Raw genomic sequence first — 21,094 nt, forward strand, 5'->3', positions numbered from 1 at the left:
ATGATTAAAATCTGATATCTATACCGAAACTGATTGTTTTTACCTGAGGATAGTAGTCTCCCCCTGAAGCAGGAGATACTTCCGGATCCCATCCGTCCCAGAAATTAGTTAATGTAAGCAGGTTATCCCCGGAGATATAAAAACGCAAGTTCTCCATTAAAAATCTTTTGGACAAAGAAGTTGGCACTTTATATCCTAATTGAATGTTTTTTAATCTTAGATAGGCCGCACTTTTCATGTAAAAATCCGAAGCCAAATAATTGTTGGCAGTGTCATAAAAGTATAGTCTGGGGAATGAGGCATTAGCGTTTTGATTTTCTTCGGTCCAACGATCCTTATGAATATTAAATGCAGTACTACCGGAAAAGAACGGATACATGGCTATTGAAGAAAGATAACCATCCACCTTGCCTACTCCTTGAAGTAACATGTTTAAATCGAATCCTTTGTAACGACCGGAAAAATTAAAACCGAAAGTATAACGGGGTATGGTTGATCCTAATACTTCCCGGTCCTGGTCATTGACAAGATCATCGTCGTTCATGTTTGCATATCTTAAATCTCCGGGTGCCAGATTTCGCCCCTGGCGAGCCCATTTATAAGAACCATCGGCATTAAAATCATCATTTGTCAAAATACCCAGGCTTTTCCGCATATATAACGAATTAATGGCATATCCTTCCCTGTTGGTTACCAAGCCGGTTCCGTTAATTCCTTTCAAATCTGTGATTTTATTTTTAACATCTGAAAAATTGAAAGCAATATCGAAATCAAAATCACCTATTTTATTTGCATAGGCGATATTTATATCATACCCTTTATTCTCAACGATTCCGGCATTTTGGTATGTAGGTTCTAATCCCATGGTACGGGGGATATCCAACAACATCAGAATATCAGTGGTCTTTTTGTTGAACCAATCGAAGGTGACGTTGAGCTTGTTGAATACGTTCAGATCAACGCCTATATTGGTCATCGTAGTTGTCTCCCAGGTAATGTTTGGATTATTCATTGTCAGAACGGAAGCCCCGTCTACCAGTTTATCTTCAGAGATATATTTGGTACTCATGTCTATATTAGAAGAAAATGGATAGTTGTTTCCTATATTTTGATTACCAAGTTTTCCCCAAGAGCCTCTAATTTTAAGGTTGGATACAAAGTTTTTTATAGTATCCCAAAAGCGTTCTTCCGATAATCTCCAACCGAGAGAGAAAGAAGGAAAAGCCCCCCATCTGTTTCCTTTGGCAAACTTGGAAGAACCGTCATACCGGATATTCGCTTCAAATAAATATTTATCCTTGTAGTCATAATTAACTCTTCCAAACCAGGAAATAAGTACATTTTCCCCGGCCCAACCATCATTTCTCATATTTTCGACGGAACCCGATTGTAAGACTGTATACTCAGGAAAAGGGAATTCATCCCGAAAGGCATTAAATCCGGAATTGTAATTAGATTCATATTGGAAACCGGCTAATGCGCTTAAAGTATGATTTTGAATAGTCTTTTTATAGTTTGCCGTACTTCTGAACTGTAAATAACGATTATAATCGGATTGTACGGTTAAATTGGATTTACTTGGCAAAGACGAGAATATACTCCCATCCGGGTTATAGGTAGTTACTTGCTTAACAAAACTTTCAGACATAGGATAAGATATGGATGGAGAGAATGCCGCTTGCATCCAGAAATCTTCATGAGGCTCCCATTTGAAAGATAGATTTCCTGTCATAGGGGTGGATTTCTCGTTGGTAAAGCCACCATTATAAATACTGGCTACCGGATTTTCTCCATTCTGCCCTTCGGCATAATTCCCATCAGAATATTGCATAGCTTGGACTGCCGGAAGTTTGTTCATTAAGAAGAAAATATATCCGATGCCGGAACCATTAGAAGAAACACTATTATATCGTGCTACAGAATTTCGGTTTGAATTGTATAAATAAAGGTCCACTGATGAAGAAAAGTGTTTGGAAAAAATAAAGTCCGTATTTAAACGCATGGAGATACGCTCGAAATCCACCTTGTCGATAAGGCCTTTTTGCCCAAGGTATCCTAAAGATGCTAATACTCTCAACTTGTCTGTGCCTCCCGTCATGGTCAGACTATGGTTTTGTTGGAAACCGCTTCCCTTTAATACTTCTTTCTGCCAGTCTGTATCCGGATAGTGATCTCGGTCGGACGGACCTTTTTCCCGCCAATTCTTTATCTGTTCGTCTGAATAAACAACGCCGGCCCCAGCATTTATTTTCGCTTCATTCAAAAGTAACATATGGTCTATTGCATCCACTTTTTCAGGAAGATTAGTCGGGCTTTGTTTGGCAATATATCCATTATATGAGATATTGAATTTTCCTTCCATTGCTCTTTTGGTCGTTACCAGAATAACGCCATTGGCCGCTTTTGAACCATAAATAGAAGCCGAAGACGCGTCTTTTAGGACGGAAATGGATTCTATGGTAGATACATCCAAATTATTAAGCCCCATTTCAAGGCCGTCAACAAGGATTAAAGGGTTTGCGTTATTTAATGTGCCGATTCCCCTTATTTTAATATCTCCACCATCCATGCCCGGTTGGCCGGAACGTTGGGTTACAGTCACCCCGGGGGCTGTACCTTGCAGAGCCAGAGAAGTTTGTCCCACCTGACGTTTGCTTAGAGTTTCACTGCTAACCGAAGCAATTGATCCCGTTAGATTTACTTTTTTCTGAGTCCCGTAACCAACAATAACTACTTCCTCTAAAGATTCTGTATCTTCTTTTAAAATGATGTTAAGAATAGATTGATCGTTGTTTAGCCGCACCTCTTGTTTAATATAACCCACAAAAGAAATCTGTAAAATTGATTCCGGTGTTGCTTCTAAAGAGAAACGTCCTTCTAAATCCGTAATAGTTCCATTGCTCGTTCCTTTGGCAACGACATTGGCACCGATAATTGGCTCCCCGTTATTGTCTGTAACAGTACCTGTGATTCTTCTTCTGTTTTGTTGGGCAATCAATAGATTATTGAACGCTGCATTTTTTAAAGTAATACCATTCTTAGTAAGGACAATGTAATTATTCTCAAATTCATATTTGATATCTGTCCCTTCAAATGCTTTCTGAAGAAATGAGATGACTTCACCGGACTTGTCTTTTACTGTTATTTTCCTGTTGGAATCAATTTCCTCATTACTATATACAACCAAATAATCCGTTTGATTTTCTATTTCTTTGAATAGTTGTTTAATGGAAAAGGTCGTAGAATTTACATTAATCACTAAATTCTGTGCACTTGTATTGTATGCTACAAGTTGGAAGGCACAGACAAATAAAAAGACGAGTGATATTTTCATAATTCTGAAATAATCTTTAAAGTGTTTATTCCATGCAATAAGATGTAGCAACAAAGTTTTTATTTTCATATCTTTGCTATTGTTAAGTGAATATTAAATTTAAGATTGTGTTTACTTTAACGCTATCGGCAGATGTGTCGGCATCTGCCGGTATTTTAATTTTTCATTTAATGTTTCATAGGCAATTCATTTATAGTTTTACTTACTTAAAGTTATAATATGGTGCTCTCTATCTTTTTTGATATTGAACTTTTGGATTTTTTGAAAGATCCGGAGGATCTCATCGACTCCGTCTTGCTGACGGAATTTTCCGGTATAGACTAAGTCCAAAATAGAGGAATCTTTTACTACGATTTTGACATCATAATAAAACTCCAGTTTCTGTATGATCGATTTGAATTCTTCCTCCTCAAAACTGTAGATGCCGTCTTTCCATAAGAAATAGGAAAGATGTTCGATTTCTTTTACGTCCATTTTCCCATTTCTTACAATTACTTCTTGGCTGGGATAAAGTATAATATTTTTTTTCTCCGGTTTCAAATTCGTAATTCTAACGGAACCTTCGAGTAAACTGGTTTGAACGAAATCTGATTCCGGATAACTCTTTACATTGAATTGGGTGCCTAATGCCTCTATTTTTGTATCTTTTGTGGAGACGATAAATGGTTGGGAAGGATTTGGGGCTATGTGAAAGAATGCCTCTCCGCATAATGTTACGAACCTTTCTTTTCCATTGAATTGAGAAGGATAAGTAAGGGTAGAATGGGCATTTACCCATACTTCTGTTCCGTCTTGCAGGGTTATGCAGGCTCTTTGTCCGGCTGGAACACGTAATGTATTTGTTCCGGAGTATTTAGCTGAATCGGCCACCCACCATGTTGAAATTATTAAGAACGCAATGGCGGCGGCATAGCCCATGACTGTTAAAACGATCTTTCTTGTTTTTTGTTTTTGTACGCGTTTTAATAGCTTTATATAATTGAGATGGATTGTTTCCTTATTTTCCCCGGGAGGGAGTATTGATAAATCAAGCATTCCATGAAGATTTTGCAATTTAATATATTGCTTTTTTAATTCTTCATCTGTGCTGACCTTTCTTAATAGCTCCAGTTGTTCGGAAGTATTTAATTTCTCTTGAAAATATTTTAATAATTGTTCATCCATCAGTTTCATTCTTTAAATAATAAACGGATGAACTTGTAAAATCCGCTAATAAAAAATGAATTATTTTATAAAAGAAAGAGAAGAAGAGGTAGGTAATTCTTTAGTTCTTCCTTTAATCTTTTGTACGCAAGCCCCATCTGAGTCTCGACTGTATTAATGGAAATATTGAGATCCCGGGCGATTTCTTTTTGTTTCTTCCCCTTGATTTTACTTAAAATAAATATCTCACGACATTTTTCAGGAAGGTTATCAATGGCTTTAGATATAAGAGTTTCGATATCTTTTTCTTTGAATAATTCTTCACTGAAATCTTCCAATGAATTTAAATTTAATTGCAGGGCAATGGTCTGTTCTTCTTTTAAATGTTCGATTGTACGCTGTTTGTTTAGCTGATGGCGTAAAAAATCAATGCATTTATTTCTTAGGGAAGTAAAGAGGAACGCGATTAAATTAATTTCAAACGGGAAAAATTCTTTTTTTTCCAAAAGTTCCAGAAAAACATCATGTACAATGTTTTCCGCATCTTCTTCTTCAATAACATACCTGCAGGCAAATCGTTTCATCCTATCATAATGCGAAACATAAATTTCTCCCAAATATGTATACTTGTTATTAATCTCCATCACTTGGTTAACATTTGTACATATTGGCAAATGTATGTAATATTTTCCTTAAATCCGCACAGACCTGTAAAAAAGGAAATATCTCATGGGATTCGTTTCTTTTTTATGACTGAAATGCGGAAACATTTGCCTATTGTCATTGATTGTAAATGATTTCTTGTTGGATACATTTATTAATTCATGATTTTTATGTAAATTTGATCAGAAGGTGGGGCGTTATGCCCACGAATAACTTTAATTCTAAAATAAAAAGATATGAGTACAATAAACAAACGCATCGCCGACCTGAGAAAGTTCATGACGGAACATGGTCTGCATGCTTTCATTATCCCCAGTACCGATCCGCATATGAGTGAATATCCGCCCGCCTATTGGGAAAGCAGGGCTTGGTTAAGCGGTTTCAGCGGTTCTGCCGGCACGCTGGTGATAACTTTGAACAAGTCGGGACTCTGGACGGATTCCCGTTATTTCATTCAGGCCGTAAACGAGATGAAAGGTTCCGAAATAGTCCTCTTCAAGGATCGTTTGCCGGAAACACCTTCCTTTACCGACTGGCTGATCAGTGAGTTGGAGCCTGGTAACAGGGTCGGTATCGATGCAAAAGTTTATGCCGCCCGGGATGCTTTTATCCTGAAAACGAAGTTAGACGCCGCCGGAATCGGCCTCGTCAGCGAATACGATCCCTTTGAATCGATTTGGGACAATCGCCCGCCGGTGCCCAAGCAAATGATTTTTACTTTTTCCATAAAATATGCAGGAGAATCGGCGGCAAGTAAAATCGGCCGCATCCGGGAAACCCTGAAAATGGCGAATGCCGGATCGATCATTATCAGCACGTTGGATGCAATTGCCTGGACATTCAATATACGGGGTAAGGATGTGCTCTATAATCCTGTTGCCATCGCCTATGCCTTTATTTCTTTGGATGATGCCATCCTCTTCATTGATGAGAAGAAGGTTTCGGAGGAGAATCGCCGGATTTTGTCGGAATCCGGCATACGGCTTGCCCCCTATGACTCCATACTGTCTTTTATCTCCTCGTTGCAAACGTCCGTTTGCGTGGATAGCAGTAAATTGTCGTATGCTTTTTATAATGCGATTCCCTCCACGTCGAGGATTGTCGACCTCCCTTCGCCGGCAGACCGGATGAAGAGCATCAAAAACGAAACGGAGATTGCTGGTTTCAGAAAGGCATTGGTGCAGGATGGCATTGCCTTGGTTCATTTCGGGGTTTGGTTGGAAAAGGCAGTGTCCGAAGGAAAAGTCACGGAATATACCATCGGAGAGAAATTGAAGGAATTAAGGAGTGAGAGAGAAAACTTCCAAGGCGAAAGTTTTTGTACAATTGCGGGATACGGTCCGAACGCCGCCCTGAATCATTATCATCCGACGGCTGAAACAGCCGTCGAAATCAAACCGGAAGGCCTCCTTTTGGTCGACTCCGGCGGACAATACCTGGATGGGACAACAGACATAACCCGTACCTATGCCTTGGGAACCATCACTCCTGAAATGAAGAAAGATTATACATTGGTATTAAAAGGGAATATCGGCTTGAACGGCGCCGTATTCCCTAAGAGGACGCGGGGATCGCAAATCGATATCCTGGCGCGTGACGCCATGTGGAAGCTGGGCATCAATTACGGGCATGGTACGGGACATGGAATCGGCCATTTCCTGAATGTGCATGAAGGCCCGCAGAGCATCCGCCCGGAAGAGAATCCCGTGGTACTGGAAGTCGGGATGGTGATGTCCAACGAGCCGGGCATCTATCGCGATTATCGATATGGAATAAGAATAGAGAATCTGATGCTTGTTAAACCGGCAATCTCCGGAGAGTATGGCGATTTCTATGCATTTGAGGCCTTGACTCTCTGCCCGATCGACACAGCTCCCATCATCAAAGAGATGCTGACGGATACGGAACTCGAATGGTTAAATAATTACCACCGGACAGTCTATGATAAGCTTTCGCCCTACCTTCCCGAACCCGAAAAGATATGGCTCCGCAACAAAACCGCCGCTATCTAAAAATACCCTTTCGGCAAGGATGCGTCTTGTAAGTACGTAATGGGTGTCCGTGTTTGTCCGTGAAGCGCCAACGGATGTACACGGACATCAACCGCATAATACCACCGCACCTTCGCCTTTTTTCGTATATTTGTTCCGTATGTTTATCTAAAATAAATAAGAACATGAAATACTATTATTGGATTTTTCTTTTGGGGCTGGCCACCGCTTCGACCCTCGCGGCACAAACGCCGGAGAAGCTGCAGGGTGCTGTCATCGGCACCACCCTGTGCGTAGATTATGACCACGACAACGCGCAGACTACCACTGTCAACACGGCCGTCAACCTCTTTGACGGTAACTTCGATACGTACTTCGCCACCTGGCAGCGCGACGAAGGCTGGGCAGGTCTCGACCTTGGTGAGAAGCATGTCATCACTTCCATCGCCTATTGTCCGCGCGCCGGGCAGGAAGGTCGTGTCGAACTGGGCGTCTTCGAAGGTGCCAATCAGCCGGACTTTGGCGACGCCATTCCACTTTGCGTTATCCCCTCGGCTGCGCCGGCGGGGCAATTTACGGAGCAAGCCGTCACATGCTCGCGGGGCTTTCAATATGTGCGCTACATCGGGCGGCGCGATGTGCGTTGTAACATAGCCGAGCTCGCGTTCTACGGCTACGCCTCCGAGGGTGACAACTCGCATCTCGGCCAAATTACCAACCTGCCGACCGTCGCCATCCATACAACTAATAACCAGTCAATCACCTCAAAAGAGATCTACGTGAAGGGCATCATCACCGTTATCGACGGCGCAAGCATCCACAGTGACAGCCTCGACATCCGCGGGCGCGGCAACGCCAGCTGGAACTTCCCCAAGAAGCCGTATCGCCTCAAGCTCTACAACAAAGCCTCGTTGCTCGGTTTCCCCGCCAAGGAAAAGAACTGGACGCTGATCAACAACTACGGCGACAAGACACTCATGCGCAATCTCGTCGCCTTCGACTTCAGCCGTCGCTTCGAAATGTCCTATACACCGGCGGGCAAGCCGGTCGACGTCGTGCTCAACGGTGAATACGTCGGCACGTATCAGCTCTGCGACCAAATCGAGGTGGCGAGCGGGCGCGTCGAGACGGACAAAATGTCGGAGAAAGACACCGCGCTCCCCGAGCTTGCGGGCGGATATCTAATCGAGATCGATGCCTACGCCGACAGCGAGAACTCGAAGTTCTACTCCAATCAATACAGCGTTCCGGTCACCATCAAATACCCCAAAGACGACGAAATCGTGCCTTCGCAAGCGGCTTATATCGAAAGTTATTTCAATACGCTCGAGCGCGCGCTTTTCTCACCGATCGGCAAGGATCCCGTAAACGGCTACCGCAAATACATGGACACGCATACCTTCGTCCGCCACTTTTTGATCGGCGAGCTGAGCGGCAACACGGACACGTACTGGAGCGTCTATATGTACAAACGGCGCGCGGATGACCTCTTCTACTTCGGTCCCGTCTGGGACTATGACATCGCCTTTGAGAACGACAACCGCACTTACCCCATCAATCAGAATCCGAACTGGCTCTGTACCTCGACCGGCAGTTGGGCCAACGGCATGCGCAGCTGGGTGTTCCAATGGCTCTCCGACGACGCGCTGATGACCGAGATCAAGACGACTTGGGCACAGTATCGCGACGCCGGGCGCTTCGATGTCGACAGCCTCCTTCGCGTTGTCGACGACTATGCGGCCGAGATGAACGCCTCGCAAGAGCTGAATTTTAAGCGTTGGAACATCATGAACACGCTTGTACATCAGAATCCGCGCATCTTGGGCTCGTATGTGGCCGAGGTGGAGGGGCTGAAAACCTTCCTCACCGAGCGCGTCGCGTGGATGGATAAGAAGCTGCAATACACTCCTAAACCGACTGGTGTGCAGCCGATCGAAAGCCCTCTGCGCCTCTCGATCTGGCAGGGCGCCGTTCATATTGACGGCCTTCTCGAACGCACGGAGATTACGGTCTACGACCTAAGTGGGAGGCGGGTGATGTCAGTCGTCGCCACGGGCAGCTGCACCCTCCCCCTCACCGCAGGCGAATACATCCTCAGCATCGTCGCGCCGGGCAAGGCAAAAGAGACAAGAAAGATCAGCTGCAGGTAAGAAGGGAAAGGAATTTTCTCTATCGGAAAGTATAAAGAAGCAGAGTTACGCAGAAATGCAGTTTATACGTTCATATTTGCATTTCGATTTAGTTCAGCAGTTTGGGACGTATTCCGTTGGTAACGGAAGGCAGTTTTGACATTCGTACAGACTTTAAGCGTGCTGCAGGGGCAGAAGGCGAAAAGAAAGATCAGCAAGTTTAGATGTTTGAAGGTGGGATAAATGATACACAGAGCACCTATGATGCCTTAAAAGTGACCCCGGCTGATTTGAGCGACAACTTTGTTGCATTTAACGATAGTGAGTTCAATCCGAACGACCCTTGATTATGGGTCTAAGGGGTCGTTCGGATTGATATATAAAGATTCAATTTGCGGATAAAATTCTACGGAGGTTTCATCTATACGCTGGCCTAACCGGTGAGGGATGATTCCCATATCTTCCAGGCATCTTTTATTGAATAGTTCGGCTTGTTTTTCTCCGGCAATATAATCTATATGTGTATCGGATGAGACAATGGCCGCTTTTTTAAGGGGGATTCCCTGACGAAACATGATCCGTACCGTATTCCGTATGTTTGTCGTTGTATGTCTGGCATGAGGCTCCATGATAATCGCTTCCTCCGGAAGATTGCATTTCTCAATCAGAAATCGTTTCATTTCCCCGGCTTCAGAATAGATCGTTTTGAAAGGATGAACTCTTCCTCCTGAAACGACGACAAAGGGTGCATTCCCTTCCTGATATTTGATTGCTGCTGTCCTTAAACGTATTTTATTGAGGGGACTGAGGGGTACGCCTATCTTATCCGGTCCGGCTCCTAAGACTAAAATGATCGAATAGGGATATTTTTGAAAATCAGTTACCCGGATTGCTTCGTAAGCTTCTTTATTGACCGTTTGTTCCATCGGTTCGAAATCGATCGATTCATAGCGATCGTTGATGTCGGATAATGTCAAAAAAGCATGAATCGGAATAGCGAAAAACAGATTGGATCTGCTGCTGGCATCTTTAATGTATTGTCTGCAAGCGGATAGGAGAGGGTGATAAGCTTTATCATGTATATTGAAGTCAATGGAATCGATGAGGGCATATTTAGGTTTTACTCCTTTTCCGTAAACATCAATAAATCGGTTCATACCCTTGGCGTCCTGTTCCCATATTTTATATAATAATTCCTTTTCATCCAGATTGTTATAGATACAATAAACTCCCGAAGGGTAAATATGATTCTTGAGAATCTTACCTAATATAGGATTGGTTTCGTATAGTTCCACCAGACGGTTCCCGATATAATGTATTTCTTCGTCGGTCAGTTGTAGTCCGGAAAGAGGTTCTGAATTCTCGCTATTCCGGGATATTTGTAAAAGCTTATTTTGGGCGAAGGTGGATAAGACCGGATCATTTTCGATCAAATCTCGTCCCAATGTATCGTTTGCAAGTAAACTTAGAAAATAGAAATTCTTGCTGATAAGTGATTTTGAATCGATTATTTTATAGTTACCGTTTGCTATATGCTGGGAATATATTCCTACTCTTCCTCCCAATAATAAGATTAGGAGAATAAATAATACTTTATTCGGATTCATGTCTGCAAATCTTTTATGATGAGTGAAGGTCATTTGTGAAGTTTCTGAGTACGTAGAAATCTCAAAAGAAGTTCCGGATAATCCGTCTGTATCATGTTGGCCCCATTATTATAAATGTTCTTGAAAGACTCCGGGTTATGTACAGCGCTACTGTCGATTTTCCCAAGAGAATTGATAAAAGACCGACTCCCTTGGCTATGTATAAACTGATTCGCAGAGGGAGTGTTGTATGTATCGTTTATATGAATAGCCTCCGGTCTAAGTTGGCTGAAAATCGGCTTAAGGCTTTTTTCATCTTTAGCATACAGGAGTATTTTAAAATTCTCGTTTCTTTTTTTGAGTAAAGAGGCTTTCTCCAAATCATAAACCAAGATTATAGCGGAACTTACGGCATCCATTTTCTCTATTATTTCTATAACAGGTATAAACCGGTTTGTCTTAATATCGATATCAAAGACTGTTTTTCCATTGAATTTTTTCAATACATCTTTTAATGTCGGAATTTGTTCGTTGGAAAGAGAACCATCCGGATTCTTTAACCGGAATCGTTTTAATTCATCCAAAGTATAATCTTCGATCAAGCCATTACCATTTGTTGTCCGATCGATGGTCTTATCATGCATCAAGACAAAGGCGCTGTCTTTCGTATGGCGGATATCGATTTCAATAATATCCACACCTAAATTTACCGCCTCCCGGATCGCAGGGATTGAATTTTCGGGATAATGGTTGTGGACTCCGCGATGAGCCACAACCATTATATTTGATGAATCGGATAATTCTTGTGCAATGTTATTTTGAAGCCATAAAAGGCAAAAGAGCAAAAAACAAATTTTCTTCATCTTTCTTATTTTTAATAACCCGGATTTTGATACATCTTTTCAGGATCGAGTTTGTACTCATCAAATGGTATCGGGTAATACCTATCCTTTGTTCCGAAATTCTTTATATTTGAGATTCCATAATCTTCCTGTTTTTTGGAATGAATATAGGTCGTCAGTTCTTCGATTGTAAAGAAGCGAAGCAGGTCGAACCACCGGTGATTTTCAAAAGCCAATTCCGAACGGCGTTCATGCAAAATCGCCAGTTTTAACGTCGGATAGTTTGATTTATATGTCGTATTTTTTAAAGACTCTTCATAAGAAGGGAGGCCGACCCGTTCGCGAACCTGATTGAGATAACTGATAGCTGCAGCCTCATTTCCCAAATAAGAATTTACCTCGGCCAGCATGAGGATGACATCTGCATAGCGGATTAAGATCCAATCGTTACCTCCGTAACCCAGTGTACCGGCTGCATCACTCGCATCCCGGAATTTCGTAATGAAATGTGCATTGGTATAGGTGGAGAATTGAACGGACCATTCTTTACGAATATCATTTTCTTCATATTCTTTCACAACGTCCGGATTGACAAAATTTCCTGTCCCGGTAGATGTCTTTTGCGAATTGATTTTCTCTCCTTTAGGTTGATTGGAAGTTGCAATGGAAGAATAGTAATCTTTGTCACCTTGGATATATTGGATTTGGAAAATAATTTCAGGACACGTCGTTTTCTTGTTTACATCGAAAACATCCGCATAAGGAATTTCCTTCAGCGTTTCGAACGATCTCATATTATAGGCATCTTCAAGATATTTTTTAGCTGAGTTGAGGTTTGTATCCCGGTCTCCTTCTATTGTTGTGCCCATAGTCAGGTAAACCTGCCCTAAAAGAGCGTTAATGGCCGCCTTACAAGTACGCCCTTTACCGGATGCCGGCTGGATGTTCGGAAGGCTTGAATTGAGCGCTTCCGTCAGGTCTTTTACAATTTGGTTATAGACCGTATTTTCCTTTTCCCGGAATGTAATTTCCTTGATTTCGTCTTGGGTTGTCAGGAAAGTGGTTACCAAAGGTACATCTCCCCATTTTCGCACCAAATGAAAATAGACCAGAGCGCGTAAAAACTTAGCTTCGGCCATATAATTTTCCTTTACCTTTTCGTCGGTAAATGACACCTGGTCGATATATGTGAGGACGAAATTGCTTCGCGTTACCGCCTGGTACAGACTGTTCCAATGGGTTCTTAAATAGGTATTGCTAGGCAATAGGGAAAAATCGGTGAATTGGAACGGCTCTCCTGCCGACGATTGATTATCCAGGCGGCCCATATTGTCCGAACGTTCTTCGGTATAGAGATAGCTGCTTTCACCCAGGCAAGAATTACTACGGATTGCCAAATAAATTGCATTCACAGCTCTTTCCGCATCATTCTCCGTTTGAAAATAATTATCAATCGGAATCTTATTCGGATTGGTTTCATCTATAAAGCTGTCGCAGGAAGTGAAGCTTTGTAATACGAAAAGGATTGCTGTTATTTGGGTTATTATTTTTTTCATTTTTCTTTTGTTTGTTTGGTTCGCATTTAAAAAGATAGTTGAATGCCTAAATTATAGGCCCTTACTAACGGATATTTTCCATAATCCACTCCGGGGGTTAGGTTCGTGCCATCATTATAATCCACTTCAGGATTATATCCTTTATATTTCGATAGGGTAAAAGCATTGTCTATAGCCGCATAAATCCGAAGTCTTCCTATGTTTCCATTGGTAAGCCGGGATATTTCCGGAATGCTGTAGCCTAAAGTAATATTCGTACATCTCAGGAATGAGCCGTCTTGAAGGTAAAAGGTAGATAAGCGGGTGCTGTTGCTCTGGGTTCCACCGCGTGAAGCGCGGTATATTTTGCCGTTGCCCGGATTCTCCTCGTTTCTATAACGTTGAGCCACCTCTTTGTATTGATTTCCGGAACCTTCCATATTAAATATATAATAGTCCTGTCCGTCCAATACCTGATTGCCGTACGAACCGTTGAAAGAAGCGGAAAAATCCAAGTTTTTGAAATTACTATTCAGATTGAATCCATAGATAAAATCGGGATGGGGGGATCCGATGATTTGTTTGTCCTCATCGTTGACTACACCATCACCATTTACATCTTCAAAATACAGATCCCCCGGAGCCAATGAGGTGGTCTGCGAGGTAGAACGGGCAGGCCCTTTCAGGACATAACCATCGGGAAAAGACTGGGTCGCTGCATTATAATATTGGTCGTCTGCGGCAATGTTCGCCATATCCGCCTCACGAACCATGCCTTTTACTTTAAAACCGTAAAACATACCTATCGGCTCGCCTTCCTGTGTGATGTGTGTCATATAAGAACGTTCCGCTCCATTTGTGATAATGGTGCTTGCCCCCCCGAGATCCAATACTTTGTTTTTGTTGAAGGATATATTGCCGCTTAAATTCAGATTGAAATCTTTCCGAGAAATAATTCTTGTATCCAATTGAAGATCGAGTCCGCGATTTCTTATTTTGGAATCAGGTAAGTTCGTCAAATAAGAGGTCGAACCGGATGCTGCTGAAATAGTTTGGTTGAATAACAGATCTTCTGTAATACTATTATAAAAGTTTACTGAGAGATCCAACCGATGATTAAAAAGACCCAAATCGAATCCGATATTCAATTGTGATGTAGATTCCCATCCTAAAGCAGGATCCATAAAACTACCCGGATACATTGAAGAGACAACGCTTCCTCCGATTACGGTCCCGGTAGGTGAACTCATAACCTGTGCATATTTATAATTTCCGATATTGTTATTTCCGCTAAGTCCCCAACTGGCTCTAAGCTTAAGAGTGGTATTGTTTCCGATTCCATCCTGAAAGAATTTTTCGTTGGAAATCGACCACCCTCCTGAGACCGATGGGAAATACCCCCAGCGGTTCAGCGGCCCGAATAAGGATGATCCGTCACCGCGAAAAGAAGCGGTGAAGAAGTAACGGTCATTATAGTTATAGTTTAAACGGGCGAAATAGGAAACCATCGACCAATTGGATTTGGTTGTATTGTTAGTCAATGATATGTCTGCCGGATCCGCTCCGTGTCCTGTGACTTCCGGAATATGATCATCTTCATATCCGGACCCTTGAACTTCGAGTACATCAAGTTTATTTTTCTGTAACGAGAAACCTGTAACCCCTTGCAAGGAGTGCTCTCCTAATTTTTTTGTATAATTTGCCGTAAACTCTCCCAGGTAATCTTGTTGGGTGGTACTTTTTGCCAAAGCATAAGCCGCCGCCTTCGCTTCGGGAGAGTAGGGAGAATTATTCCCGCTGCTTAAGCTGGTCGGCAGATAAAATTCATACTTTTCGGCAATATTAAACATTCCGAGATTTGCCTTTATAAAGAGGTCTTTGATTAGTTCATAGGAACCTGTCAGATTATAAGTATTATGCGTTCTATTGCGACTGATTTTAGTCTCCGTAGCCAAGGCAACCGGATTTTCTATCGATTGAAAAGCATAATCTCCAGCATAAGAAGCCATTTCATTCTTTATAATATTACCATTTTCGTCATAGCATCTGAAGATGGGAGCATATACTAAAGCACCCAAGATCGGGCCTTGATTGAAACGGCCTTCACGCACTTCCCGGTTCCATGTGTAAGTGGTGGCAAAATTGGCGCTGACTTTAAATTTGGATGATACGTCAATATCGATGTTACTTCTAAGGTTGAGGCGATCTTGTTTCGTAGAAACGATAATACCATCCAACATCTGGTAGCTTCCGCTTACATTGTAACGGACCCCTTTATTGCCTCCGGTTACGGCAAGATTGTGACGGTGTCCCGGAGCATTGCGATAAAGTTCATCCTGCCAATCCGTATCATATTGAGGACTAATTACTTTTTGGGAAGCGAAATCATACATGAATTCGGGGATCATGGCCGCGCTGTTATAAGAGCCTAAACGTTCCGCCCGTTTTTGATTGGTATCGCTATACATTTGGTCATTCCATTGAATTCCTTTGCTTAGAAGTAAATTTTTATAAGCCGTGTTGTGCCCTTCTACATGCAGTTCCGTAAATTCCTGGGCATTCAACATGTCTACTTTTTTACTGAGTTGGTTTATGCTGAGTTGATAACTATAGTCAACTTTTGCCTTCCCTTCTTTTCCGCGTTTTGTCGTGATAAGGATAACCCCTCCTGCCGCCCGTGAACCGTAAATGGCGGCTGAAGCGGCATCTTTTAATACTTCAATGGATTCTATATCTTCCGGATTAAGAGAGAGATCTTCGTTGGAAGGATAACCGTCGATTACATAGAGAGGATCGGAACTGGAATTGACAGAAACTGTTCCACGGACCCTTATTTTGGTGCTGTTGTAAGGGGCTCCACTTACTTGTGATATTTGTACTCCTGCAACTTTCCCTACCAGGCTTTGCCCTACAGAGGGAGTCGTAAGGTTCAGTTCATTAGCTTTGATACTTGAAATGGCACTCGTTACATCGGTTTTTCGCATGGTTTGGTAGCCTATTACCACGACCTCATCCAAATTTAGATTATCCGTTTTAAGCATAATTCGTAAAGACGAATTTCCCGTCACTCTTACCTCCTGTTTAAGATATCCGACATACGATATCTGCAATACAGGATCTGAACTTGTCAATGATAGTGAAAAATTACCGTCGATGTCGGTTGCAGTACCATTCAATGTCCCCTTTTCTAAGATAGAAGCTCCGATAATGGCTTCTCCTTCTTCATTCACTACGATTCCTTTAACCGCTCTTCCTTGGGCGGATACGAATGATACATAACCAAGGTTTAAAAATAAAAGAATCATTAATAAAAACTGTTTTCTTTTCCTCATTACTTTTTATAAATATATTGATACTCTGTCACAAAGGTGTATGAGATTTGTTTAGTCTTTATTAAGCAAGTCTAAAAGAATTGTTACATTTTACAGGTAGAATTAATTAATATTTAATAATTATCGGTTGTTTATATAATCCTTTTGTTTGTATTTTGAAACGCTTTTATATCATTTTATATAATGAGTATTCTGTTATTGTTGTTATTAACTTTTTCCGGCGGTTGTGAATGTTTTATGGAGGAAAGCGCCGGCCAACAGGTCGAAGCTTTCGCTTATACGATATGGTAAATCGAATCAAAATTAGTATATTTGACTTGGAGTTTTTAAGGCGGGAAAGAACCTGCCGTTGTTTATCCATGATTTCCGGGGACTATCCGATGATGTTTGTGATGCTTATTATGTATACGAATTCAAGAAACTAAAATTGATTATGACACATTTGCCTCCAATTATTAGCGACTTGGCCTTCATGCTCATCATAGCGGGCATTGTTACTCTTGTCTTTAAATGGTTGAAACAGCCTGTTGTGTTAGGGTATATTATTGCGGGATTTTTTACGGGGCCGTATATCGACTTTTTTCCGACAGTGGCCGACACTGCGAGCATCCATATCTGGGGAGAGATCGGAGTGATCTTCCTTTTGTTCGGCATGGGCCTCGAATTCAGTTTCAAGAAACTTCTTAGCAATGGAAGAACCGGCTTTATCTGTCTGCTGATGATTATACTCGGACTGGGCATTACGGGCTATTTCTTAGGCCAGTGGATGGGTTGGGGTTATTGGGAAAGCCTGATTCTCGGCTGTATGCTTTGCTTATCGTCTACGACTATCATAGTCAAGGGTTTTGAAGATCCTAAATTCAAAGGAAAGCATTTTACGGAAGTCGTATTCGGAATCTTGATTTTCGATGACTTATTTGCTATTTTGGTTATGGTTTTCCTGGGGACGGTGGCTGTTAGCCGCCATTTCGAAGGCGCCGAAATCCTTTTAAGTTCAGGAAAATTGATTTTCTTTATGGTCGTATGGATTGTATGTGGCATATTCCTTGTCCCGACATTCCTGAAAAAAGTCAGGCGCTGGCTTAATGACGAAACGTTACTTATCGTTTCTTTGGGATTATGTTTGGGGATGGTCGTGTTCGCTACCGAAGTAGAATTATCTTCGGCTTTGGGCGCTTTCATCATGGGTTCTATTCTTGCCGAAACGATTTCCCTGGAAAATATAGAAAGGGTCACTAAACCGATAAAAGATTTTTTCGGCGCTATTTTCTTCGTTTCGGTAGGGATGATGATGGATCCGGCCATCATCGTGGAACACTACCAGAGCATAATATACATAACGCTCCTGGTTTTGGTCGGTAAAATCGTTTTTACCGCCGTCGGAGCCCGGCTTTCCGGAGAATCCATGGAGGTATCCATCCAATCGGGATTCAGTATGGCGCAGGTCGGGGAGTTCGCTTTTATCGTGGCGGGAACAGCTATTACTTACAGGTTGACTGAAAGCTATATCTACCCCATTATCATTGCCGTTTCTATCCTGACTACATTTACAACACCTTATCTGATGGCTTCGGGAGAAGGTTTTTATCGTTTTATGATGAAAAAGATCCCGGCTTCCTGGGCCGGTAAGATTATCGAAAAAGATAAGAAATTGGCAAACCCGCAACCTGTTTCGGATTGGGGGGCTTTTCTGAGAAGTTACCTGTTTAACCTCATTATATTTGTCTCTCTGGGGATCGCCATCCTTGTCTTGGCCATTAATTTCCTGCAACCTTACCTGGCAACTTTTATCCCGGCCTTCTGGTCGAATAACATCGCCCTCCTGCTCATCCTGGTCATTATCGCACCCATCCTGAAAGGGATTGTTTACAAGGGAGGGGAACAGCCTTATCTTATCTTGAAGCTCTGGAAGCGAAACTTCAGGTACAGGTTCGTCCTTTCCGCTCTGATCGTGATCCGTTACCTGATCGCTTTTGCTTTTGCCTATTATATCTTTTGGAGATTCCTGGATATTCCGGTTTGGATTTCCGCGATTGTAGCCGTTTTGTTACTTTTCATCTTGTTGCGTTCCAAATTTCTTTTGAAATTATATTGGAATATGGAATACCGCTTTGTGGTCAATTTCAATCAACGGCTCATAAATGAAAGGAAAAAACAGTCGAGACGAAAGGGGAAAGTCACCGCCTTCGACCTGGACAATGAAAGTTGGATCGAGCAGAATCTATATGCCGGGAGTTTTAAGCTTGATCCCGGATTCCAGTATGAGAATGTGATGTTGAAAGATACGGATTTCAGGCCGAAATACGGGCTGTTGATCGTCGAAGTGCTTCGTAACAGGCAAGACATCTATTTCCCGAATGGCGATTTTATTTTGCAGGCGAATGATATTATTACCGTAGTCGGTAATATTTTACAGATAAATTGCTTGGCAACGGATAAAAATAACATAACGCTCGACCGGGCTTCTCTGAAAACAATTCATAAATTTGCACGGATGCAAGATAGCGATCCTGCCTCGAAGATCAAATGCATCTCGCTGGTTATTGATGAAGATTCCGGGTTGCATGGGAAAAGCCTTTTGCAATCTGAAATGGGGCGCCGGGGGAAATGCTTCGTCGTAGGCATAGAACGTAGCAGCGGATATGAAATTAATCCGGAAGCATCGACTGTCTTTCGGAAGAATGATATTATCTGGATTGTAGGCAATAGAGAGAGTATCAATGCGACGCTGCAGGAAAATTTCCATTGCCTGAGGTTTAATGACGAAGTGTCCTGAATGCAAACAAATGAAAGTAATCAGTACTGCTGACGGCAACGAAATACAATAGGAAAAAACGATCGGGATAAAGGTGACGGAACATGGATGTCAAACGGTTTAAATTCTTTTCTATGAAAAGGCGTGCTCTTATTCTATTCACTCTGTTTTGGTGCGTATGTTTTGGCTTGTCCGCCCAATACCGGCCGGATGTGCTGGGGGATCGGTATGTGTTCCGCACGTTCCGGATGGAGCCCGATGCCGAGGGACCGGTGGTTTGCACTTTGGTCAAGAAAGATACGGTTTTGCCTCGCAAGCGGGCTATTCTTTATATACATGGCTATAATGATTATTTCTTTCAAAAGGAATTGGGTGACAGTGCCGTAGCGCATGGTTACCATTTTTATGCACTCGATTTGCGGAAATACGGACGTTCGCTCCGTCCCTATCAGGATGCTTTTTATTGCAGAGGTCTGGAGGAATACTTTGCCGATATCGATACGGCGTTGAGTGTCATCCGGGCGGAAGGGAATGAAACTGTCTATCTGATGGCCCATTCGACCGGCGGGCTGATCACCCCCCTTTATCTCCATTGCAGGAAGGAGGCGAAAGTCTCCGGACTGGTGCTGAACAGCCCTTTTCTAGATATGAATACGAGCTGGCTTATGGAAAAGATCGGCATACCGGTGGTCTCTTTTCTCGGCCGTTTCTTTCCCCGGTGGAAAGTCCAGGGCGGGGGAGGAATGTCGAATTATGCCAGAAGTTTACTGAAGGAAGAACGAGGGGAGTGGAATTTTAATACCGAATGGAAGAAGTCATTCGGACACCCGAAACGGGCTGCCTGGTTACGCGCTATTCACCGGGGGCATTGCCAGATAAGGAAAGGACTTTCGCTGGCTTGCCCGGTCTTGGTGCTTTCTTCCGACCGGTCGGCGAAGGAAACCGAGGAATGGAAGGATACCTATCTCCGTTCGGATGTGGTTCTGGACGTGGAAGATATTCAAAAATACGGAGCCGAATTAGGAACGCATGTGACCCGGCAAGTCATACCGGGCGGGCTGCATGACCTGATTCTTTCTCCCAGGCCGGCGCGAGATCAGGCGTACCGGGCGATTTTCCGCTGGCTGGAAGATCAGGAGCCGTGAACAGGAGGGATGAGAACTGGAAAGATGACAGATTTTGTTATCTTTACCGGCGTTAAACCTAAAAAATGCGCGTTATGTTTGATTTTATTGATAACTATCCATGGCTGCTTCCTTTTATTATCTTTTTCGGCCGTATTTGCGATGTGACTTTAGGTACGCTTCGTATTATTTTCGTATCGAAAGGAGAAAGGTATAAAGCGCCGATTATCGGTTTCTTTGAAGTCTTTATCTGGATTGTAATCATTTCGCAGGTCTTATCCCGTGCAAACGATATGGTCTCTTACCTTTCTTATGCTGCAGGATATGCTTCCGGAAACTATGTGGGAATTTTAATTGAGCAACGGGTGGCGTTCGGAGTGATTCTTTTCCGTGTCTTCACAAGGAAAGAAGGAAAGGGTTTGGCTCAATTGCTTAATAAAAACGGATTCGGTTCTACTTGTATGCACGGAGAAGGTTCCGTCTCCAAGGTTGATATTGTGGAAACGGTTATTAACAGGAAATCCGGTAAAAAAGTGGAGCGACTCATTACTTCGTATGATCCGGACGCATTCTTCCTGATAGAAGACATCCGTTCCAAACAGCGTGGCATATTCGAGAGATCGACGTCGATCTTTGCTTATAAAAGACCCGGAAAATAAA

At 42.6% G+C, this 21,094-nt stretch carries 12 protein-coding genes; 5 read left to right on the forward strand and 7 right to left on the reverse strand.

Features of this window, described 5'->3' with window-relative positions:
* Nucleotides 1-4 precede the first annotated feature (4 nt).
* From BQ8014_RS06300 to BQ8014_RS06310, 3 genes are all read right to left on the reverse strand, one after another.
* Nucleotides 5-3,403: a TonB-dependent receptor gene (locus BQ8014_RS06300; RefSeq protein WP_080903629.1), complete on the reverse strand. Its 3,399-nt coding sequence runs from the start codon at nt 3,401-3,403 to the stop codon at nt 5-7.
* 129 nt (nt 3,404-3,532) lie between these two features.
* The gene (locus BQ8014_RS06305) at nt 3,533-4,498 is read right to left on the reverse strand and encodes a FecR family protein (RefSeq protein ID WP_080905851.1); all 966 of its coding nucleotides are present in this window, start codon (nt 4,496-4,498) and stop codon (nt 3,533-3,535) included.
* Between the two features lie 65 nt (nt 4,499-4,563).
* Nucleotides 4,564-5,121, reverse strand: coding sequence for an RNA polymerase sigma-70 factor (locus tag BQ8014_RS06310; protein WP_080903630.1), 558 nt, complete (start codon nt 5,119-5,121; stop codon nt 4,564-4,566).
* Between the two features lie 255 nt (nt 5,122-5,376).
* On the opposite strand from BQ8014_RS06310, the gene BQ8014_RS06315 reads away from it, so the two are divergent.
* Both BQ8014_RS06315 and BQ8014_RS06320 read left to right on the forward strand, forming a co-directional pair.
* On the forward strand, nt 5,377-7,152 hold the full coding sequence (locus BQ8014_RS06315; protein WP_080903631.1) for an aminopeptidase P family protein: 1,776 nt from the start codon (nt 5,377-5,379) through the stop codon (nt 7,150-7,152).
* A 164-nt stretch (nt 7,153-7,316) separates the two neighbouring features.
* On the forward strand, nt 7,317-9,281 hold the full coding sequence (locus BQ8014_RS06320) for a CotH kinase family protein (RefSeq protein WP_160150040.1): 1,965 nt from the start codon (nt 7,317-7,319) through the stop codon (nt 9,279-9,281).
* Nucleotides 9,282-9,607: 326 nt separating this feature from the next.
* Here the strand turns inward: BQ8014_RS06320 and BQ8014_RS06325 are convergent, their stop codons facing one another.
* From BQ8014_RS06325 to BQ8014_RS06340, 4 genes are read right to left on the reverse strand one after another with little or no spacing between them, the layout of a single operon-like run.
* Nucleotides 9,608-10,867, reverse strand: coding sequence for a YdcF family protein (locus BQ8014_RS06325; RefSeq protein ID WP_160150041.1), 1,260 nt, complete (start codon nt 10,865-10,867; stop codon nt 9,608-9,610).
* Nucleotides 10,868-10,896: 29 nt separating this feature from the next.
* Nucleotides 10,897-11,709, reverse strand: a complete 813-nt coding sequence (locus BQ8014_RS06330) for a glycerophosphodiester phosphodiesterase family protein (protein ID WP_080903634.1) — start codon at nt 11,707-11,709, stop codon at nt 10,897-10,899.
* An 11-nt stretch (nt 11,710-11,720) separates the two neighbouring features.
* The gene (locus tag BQ8014_RS06335; protein WP_080903635.1) at nt 11,721-13,244 is read right to left on the reverse strand and encodes a RagB/SusD family nutrient uptake outer membrane protein; all 1,524 of its coding nucleotides are present in this window, start codon (nt 13,242-13,244) and stop codon (nt 11,721-11,723) included.
* 26 nt (nt 13,245-13,270) lie between these two features.
* Complete coding sequence (locus BQ8014_RS06340; protein WP_080903636.1) at nt 13,271-16,555, reverse strand: SusC/RagA family TonB-linked outer membrane protein; 3,285 nt, start codon at nt 16,553-16,555, stop codon at nt 13,271-13,273.
* Nucleotides 16,556-16,988: 433 nt separating this feature from the next.
* Between BQ8014_RS06340 and BQ8014_RS06345 the strand changes: the two genes are divergently transcribed.
* The 3 genes from BQ8014_RS06345 (at nt 16,989) to BQ8014_RS06355 (ending at nt 21,093) form a co-directional block, all read left to right on the forward strand.
* Complete coding sequence (locus BQ8014_RS06345) at nt 16,989-19,331, forward strand: monovalent cation:proton antiporter family protein (RefSeq protein WP_080905852.1); 2,343 nt, start codon at nt 16,989-16,991, stop codon at nt 19,329-19,331.
* Between the two features lie 113 nt (nt 19,332-19,444).
* Nucleotides 19,445-20,455 carry an alpha/beta hydrolase gene (locus BQ8014_RS06350; RefSeq protein ID WP_080903637.1) on the forward strand — a complete coding sequence of 337 codons (1,011 nt, stop codon included), beginning with the start codon at nt 19,445-19,447 and terminating at the stop codon, nt 20,453-20,455.
* A 74-nt stretch (nt 20,456-20,529) separates the two neighbouring features.
* Nucleotides 20,530-21,093, forward strand: coding sequence for a DUF2179 domain-containing protein (locus tag BQ8014_RS06355; protein WP_080905853.1), 564 nt, complete (start codon nt 20,530-20,532; stop codon nt 21,091-21,093).
* Nucleotide 21,094: the final 1 nt, after the last annotated feature.

This window comes from Parabacteroides sp. Marseille-P3160 (genome assembly GCF_900162725.1).
GTDB lineage: Bacteria > Bacteroidota > Bacteroidia > Bacteroidales > Tannerellaceae > Marseille-P3160.

Coding starts and splice junctions, on each gene's coding strand:
- BQ8014_RS06300 (WP_080903629.1), bottom strand. CDS start 3,403: ATGAAAATAAAAACTTTGTTGCTACATCTTATTGCATGGAATAAACAC.
- BQ8014_RS06305 (WP_080905851.1), bottom strand. CDS start 4,498: ATGGATGAACAATTATTAAAATATTTTCAAGAGAAATTAAATACTTCC.
- BQ8014_RS06310 (WP_080903630.1), bottom strand. CDS start 5,121: ATGGAGATTAATAACAAGTATACATATTTGGGAGAAATTTATGTTTCG.
- BQ8014_RS06315 (WP_080903631.1), top strand. CDS start 5,377: ATGAGTACAATAAACAAACGCATCGCCGACCTGAGAAAGTTCATGACG.
- BQ8014_RS06320 (WP_160150040.1), top strand. CDS start 7,317: ATGAAATACTATTATTGGATTTTTCTTTTGGGGCTGGCCACCGCTTCG.
- BQ8014_RS06325 (WP_160150041.1), bottom strand. CDS start 10,867: ATGAATCCGAATAAAGTATTATTTATTCTCCTAATCTTATTATTGGGA.
- BQ8014_RS06330 (WP_080903634.1), bottom strand. CDS start 11,709: ATGAAGAAAATTTGTTTTTTGCTCTTTTGCCTTTTATGGCTTCAAAAT.
- BQ8014_RS06335 (WP_080903635.1), bottom strand. CDS start 13,244: ATGAAAAAAATAATAACCCAAATAACAGCAATCCTTTTCGTATTACAA.
- BQ8014_RS06340 (WP_080903636.1), bottom strand. CDS start 16,555: ATGAGGAAAAGAAAACAGTTTTTATTAATGATTCTTTTATTTTTAAAC.
- BQ8014_RS06345 (WP_080905852.1), top strand. CDS start 16,989: ATGACACATTTGCCTCCAATTATTAGCGACTTGGCCTTCATGCTCATC.
- BQ8014_RS06350 (WP_080903637.1), top strand. CDS start 19,445: ATGAAAAGGCGTGCTCTTATTCTATTCACTCTGTTTTGGTGCGTATGT.
- BQ8014_RS06355 (WP_080905853.1), top strand. CDS start 20,530: ATGTTTGATTTTATTGATAACTATCCATGGCTGCTTCCTTTTATTATC.